Annotated in this window: 6 protein-coding genes and 1 pseudogene; all 7 read left to right on the forward strand. The window is 41.0% G+C overall.

What is annotated here, in order from left to right:
• Positions 1-801: hypothetical protein (locus tag ACFIQE_RS08500; protein WP_375707533.1), on the forward strand; the 801-nt coding region annotated here is incomplete at its 5' end.
• Positions 802-895: 94 nt separating this feature from the next.
• The gene (locus tag ACFIQE_RS08505; protein WP_375707534.1) at positions 896-1,969 is read left to right on the forward strand and encodes a citrate/2-methylcitrate synthase; all 1,074 of its coding nucleotides are present in this window, start codon (positions 896-898) and stop codon (positions 1,967-1,969) included.
• Positions 1,960-2,757, forward strand: coding sequence for a beta-hydroxyacyl-ACP dehydratase (locus ACFIQE_RS08510; protein ID WP_375707535.1), 798 nt, complete (start codon positions 1,960-1,962; stop codon positions 2,755-2,757). Before ACFIQE_RS08505 ends, ACFIQE_RS08510 begins: the two co-directional genes overlap by 10 nt.
• Positions 2,745-3,302 (forward strand): hypothetical protein, encoded by a 558-nt coding sequence (locus ACFIQE_RS08515; RefSeq protein ID WP_375707536.1) that lies wholly within the window; start codon positions 2,745-2,747, stop codon positions 3,300-3,302. Before ACFIQE_RS08510 ends, ACFIQE_RS08515 begins: the two co-directional genes overlap by 13 nt.
• A gap of 124 nt (positions 3,303-3,426) precedes the next feature.
• Complete coding sequence (locus ACFIQE_RS08520; protein ID WP_375707537.1) at positions 3,427-3,807, forward strand: hypothetical protein; 381 nt, start codon at positions 3,427-3,429, stop codon at positions 3,805-3,807.
• 221 nt (positions 3,808-4,028) lie between these two features.
• Positions 4,029-4,250: a hypothetical protein gene (locus ACFIQE_RS08525; protein WP_375707538.1), complete on the forward strand. Its 222-nt coding sequence runs from the start codon at positions 4,029-4,031 to the stop codon at positions 4,248-4,250.
• A gap of 482 nt (positions 4,251-4,732) precedes the next feature.
• Positions 4,733-5,272, forward strand: a pseudogene (locus tag ACFIQE_RS08530) (DUF3987 domain-containing protein); the annotation flags it as partial.
• Positions 5,273-5,688: the final 416 nt, after the last annotated feature.

The raw sequence follows: 5,688 nt of genomic DNA on the forward strand, positions 1-5,688 counted from the left end.
CCGGTTGGCGATATTGCTCTGCTGCTGAAGAGTCATTTCGAGTTTCTGGCTGAAATACGGCTCTCGGTACTGTTTGGTGTGCCCAGCACCATCGTTCAGTTCGTTGAAGCCATGCTCAGCCTTGGAGTTCCACTGGCAATTAAAAAAGTGGTCTTTACTGGTGAATCGATGCTGAGCGTGCATGAAAACTATCTGCGCGAGATGCTGGGCGCCGATCTGCGGATAATTGGTTTATATGGTTTGTCGGAGTGCGGTTTCATTGGTATGTCCGCCGAAGGGCGGCTTAATCGGTACCTGCTCTTCAGCGATGATTTCTTCTTTGAATATGAAGATAAGAGAGGACTGCTAGTGACATCGCTGGATCCCGATGCCTCGCGCAAACTTATCAGATACTCCGTGGGCGATATGGGCACATTATCCGTTGAAAATGGTGACCTCTATTTTGAAGGTATTAAATGCAATGCTGTTGATTTTAATTTCATGGGAAATTTGATTAGCCATGAAAAAATATTCAAAATTATTAATCGAAGGTTGCCCGATGTGATTGTTCAAATTGTATTGTCTTTATCCGCGGATAGACAAAAGATTATGGATATTAAAATCTGCCGCGAAGTATTTCACAACCTTGATTTGTCCGAACTAACTGAGGAAATCTATCATTTGCCGGATATTTATGAAGCCTATATGAAAAAGCGCGGGCGTATTAATCTCACCCTCGTCGAATATAGCGATTTGCTTTTCTCATCCAGAGGGAAATGCCTGCTAGTTTATGACGCAAGGGAGTCCTGTAATGCAACTTGATAATTTGTGTAATGAAATTGTATCAGGGAATTCGCATACGATAAATGTCAACATCAGGTTTTATAGCGTGTCACCGGAGCAGCAGGAGTAAATCATGTCAGATGATGTTATTGATAATTATGGTTTAGATAATAACGCATTGTTTATTCGTGGATGTAATTTGATTGATATTGCCGATGAAAACCGCTATTTGCAGAACGCATGGTTTGTACTGACCGGCAACCTTCTTAATGAAGAACAGATGGATCGGCTGATTCAGAATGCTAACGCCGAACTGCAAAAGACGAACCCTACAGCCAAACTGCAGGCGATGCATCAACTGATCAATGTATTGCCATCTTTGAGTTTAACGCAGCGATTTATGATGTTATTATCGCAAGTTGAGGTTTCGGCGGCTCAGGGTAAGGTCATGGCTCCCGTAAGCGACGGTGGTTGTCTTAAAATTATCTTGCTGATGCCGTGGATTATTGCATTGGCGTGCTCTTCCCAACAGTTTTCCGATTTGCCGGCGATCGAAAATTGCAATACCTTGGAGCTTGCTTTTTGGTTAGTATTAACTAGCAAGGAAGCTTCTTCCGACTGGGATATTAATGTGCTTTGCGGGTGCATGTCTCTACTGCTGGGCGGGTTTGGTACTGTGACACCCACAACCACCACGATAAGATTTATTGCCAGTACCAAGAGCGACGTCATTTCTGCACTAATCGGTGGGTTTTGTGCCACTGGCCCCGCGCATATGGGAGCCTGCAAATATGCTATCATACGACTTTCTAGTGTCCTCCATGAGATTGAAGCTGGGAATCTTGAGGCGGCGGTAACGCATTATTGCAAAGACAAACCCTGGCCAGGGTTTGGTCACCCGATTATGCAACGGGATGTCCGGGTTGATTACTTTTTTTCACGCTTTCAGGTGCCTATGCGTCCCTTCAGTTCGCTTGCGCGATCTATTTCAGACAATACAGGACTGCAACCCAATGTCGATTTTCTAATTGCAAGCATCATGAGCAAACATCGGGCTTCTCCTGAGCTGGGATTGTTGGCTTTTTTCGTTTGTCGTATGCCGATACTTCTCGCGCACTATCAAGCGCGGTTTAGTGCTCATTCCTTCGGTTTATCATCAAAGGATTTAAGAAAAAAATATAAAAAGGTCCCCAAATTATGGCTATAAAACATCACACCAAGCCAAATTTCTTGGGTATATGTCAGAGTATCACTTTAACCGCACCGATGCGTGCTTGCGGGCAAATCGATATTTCTCACTGGGAGTTAGCCCATAACTATTTAAAACAGGGCTTGTTACTCGAAGCCTTGCATCAGTTTTCAGTTCGATTCGCCACCATGGTGGCTAAAAACTCGGATCTCACTTATCGCTATCTCCCTGTTATGGTTGAACAGTTTTTCTCTACCACCCATTTTGATAGCGATCGGTTATGCGTTGAAGGACATATTGAACGCATTAATGAGGCCTACCGTATTCACTGTAAGGCTAGCACATATGACAATGGAAAGGCCGTTATTGCGCAGGCAATCATCATGGTCAGTAAGGTCTGCTTCCTTGGCTCGTGTTCTCAGAAAGTCGCTCTTCCATTACTAGGCGATTTATGTAAAATTTCCTCCGTAACCGGAGATTCTTGTACTTTTTCCTTTAATGCGCATCACCCGCTTTTTGAGGAACATTTCCCTTCCCGCGCCGTATGTCCTGGTTCACTATTGATTGAGATGGTTCTGGCTTTAGCCACGCAGGGTAGGACGAAAAATATCGCATCTGTTGCGCTGAAAAAAGTAAAGTTCATTGAAGCAGTTTATCCGGGAGATACCTATCAGTTGACCATTAAACAGGATACAGAGTGTGAACCGGGTGGCGTTTTTTATATTCATACGGAAACTAAAAAACGAAGCACTTGCGGTAAGTTTTCTATCAAATATAAAAAGGAGGATGCGCCATGTTTAACATAATAATCTCTTTTATTCCGTGGAGTATTTACTCCTGGGTTATCAATGGAAACTTTTTAACTCTGGTCGAACGCTCTCTCATCTTAACTGTGATTTTATTGTTCATTATTTCTGTGAATATTAAAATTATCCGACAGGGAGAACCCGTGATGATTACTAACATTCTGACATTTATTGTCCTGTTTGTTAATTATTTCGCTGGATGGTCTACACTTTTACTGAACTACCCCACAGTTTTTTGCTATCTGTCACTTGCTCTGGTTTCATTGATTAGCTTGCTGGTAAAGAAACCCTTTACCATTTTTTATGCCAGTGCTGGTGTTTCTGAAGAAAAACGCAAACATATCCTATTTTATCTCATCAATAAATATATCACATGGATTTGGGTAATCATCTTTTTTGCCAATGGTCTTCTAGTGGCTTTTTTTACATGGACCCTCCAGATTTGGTTAATCACTAAGGGTTTAATTTGTGCTGGTATTCTTTTTTCTAAATATCTTCCTAACATCATGCAATATTTTTATCGCATCAAACATCATGGAGCATAATATGTCATTGTTTAACATTCTTACCGGAACCCCTTTATGGGCTTGGATTTTGCTTATTTTTCTCATTGCGAGGGGAATAATCGCATTGAAAGATAGGGAAACGAAGGTTTAGCGCCTTTTTCTTTTGCCGTTAGTCTTTCTTTTTTTGGGCGCAAGCGATGTGATCAACCAGCTAGCCTTCCCGCGCTGGGGAGCAATCGCAATGTTGGCAGGGCTGATGATCGGCTTTGGCATTGGCTGGTTGCTCTGGCGTGCCACTGCGCGTTTAAAAATCAAAGAGGGAACGGATTTCATTATTCTGCCTGGTACACGGTTGACGCTGACATTTATTCTTATCGCTTTTGTCATCAAATTCACATTGATTGTTTTTCTCAAGGTTGTACCTGATTTGAAATATGCATTTGATTTTAACCTTCTTTTTGGTCTTTTAAGTGGGTTTACTGGTGGTGTGTTGTGGGGCGGCACATTAAATTTATATATAGCATTTCGAAAGAATCCAAATTAATCTCTATACCATTAGCTGTGGGTGCTTCCCATTAGAACTATCTCAATAGAAGCTTATTTCTAACAACAACGCTGCATACAAATGCAGCGTTGCCTCGTAGTTTCAGATTTTTTTATCCCAGCGCGTGAATAGGAGAGGGAAGTGATATATCTGACTATGCCCCCTTGGGGGAAGAGCGAGCCTAAAGGTTTAGAATGCTATGAGTTTGAGCTAGCTGGACTTTGAGCAGATGGTTTATCGCTCATGGGAAATCATTTTGTTTTACGATTCAAAAAGAGGATAGTGATGGTCTCATTGGCGTAGGGGAGGCAAGAAAACTGTTAGCTTGGCAATGCCGTCAACAATTTATAGAACTATGTTGTGGGACCCCTACGCAAAGCCGTTGCTATGATGGCATGATGCTTTTGTCAAGCATTATGATATGGGGAGGAACCGGTGTTTAAGGGTGCAACTGCGGTCACTATACGATCCAGTAGCATTACGTTTTTACTTTTGAGTATTTAGGAGCGGTAGACTCTGTACAGGCTATGCGTGCAATATGTGATGCACGCTTGTGGGAATCAGTGTGCCATTATTGCGTTGTGCATGCAACCCTCTAGCTAGTACTTCATTGGTAAGGTTGTTTTTTGAAGCTGATTAATTATCTGTGTGTTTTTTAAGAGAACGTTAGCACTGATGTATCGCGTGCCGTACCAAGAAATCTTCTAAAAAAATTATTAAAAATATATGTGCAAGATGAACAAATGCTTGCTGAGGATATTGTATCAACGACTGTAGCTGCTTAAGGACACATAATCTTGGGGGGCATAATGTTGTACAAAAAATCATGAAGTCCAAAAAACTCGTAAAGGTGCATTGCACTTCTCCTTTGAGAATTTGGCATCTCCTCTTAGCTTAATACGTTCTCATTATGATAATATAAACCCTTGGTTCTCCTGAACACCCGCTTGTCATGCGTTTTTCTGCTGATGCTCAAGAGATCTTTCGTGAATGGATGCAAAAGATTTTTAAAGAAGCCAAAGAGAATAACCTTTCTGAAAGCTTACAAGCGCATCTTTTGAAAATGCCTAAGACCATAGTAAGTCTTGCATTGATTTTTGAATTAACCGAAGGGGAGCGTTTTGAAATCAATAAAGATGCCCTTCAAACAGCCTTGCGATGGGAAAAATATTTGTTAAGTTATGTCAAAAGGCTTTATGCGGCGGCGGATAACTTAGCAACAGAGGGGGCAAAATTGATTGTCGAGCGCTGTGATCATTTATCTGATGTTTTTACTTTACGCGATATTCATCAAAGAAGTTGGATCAGTTTAACAGATAATAGAGCCGTTAAGTAAGCTTTAGAGCTCTTATGTCGTTCCAATCATATTCGTCAAATAGCAAGTGAAAATAGCTCACAAGGTGGTCGACCTACGATACGTTATGAATGGAATCCTTTGGTAAAGGGGCATAAGACACCCCAATAAGTCATTTACCCTTGTATTTCATAAAGTGAACCTTCAAAGAATGCCTTATCTATGAGTTTTGAGTATTTTGAATATTTTGAGGGTTCTTGTTACCCCCCTTTATATATTTTTTTTCAAAAGTTTTTAATTTTCTCTCATTTAAAAAAATAATATAGGAGCTAGAATGAACTGACAAGACTGACAGCACTGGACAAAACTCTTCTGTTCAGATCATTATCTTTGGAGAAAGGTTGCTTAATGCGCTGTACAGAGAGTTTTGCCTATTTGAGTAGAAAGTTTTAAAAGAGATTTCTTATTGTTTTCTATGATGGTTTTTGACGAAAGGATGTGCTTGATAGGATGATGTCTCGTTTATATGCGTGTTGAGTGGCTTAGAGGAGCTGGAGAGTGAATTTATCTCTAATTATTGATAAATA

The organism is Bartonella sp. AA1HLJMS (assembly GCF_042197445.1).
GTDB lineage: Bacteria > Pseudomonadota > Alphaproteobacteria > Rhizobiales > Rhizobiaceae > Bartonella.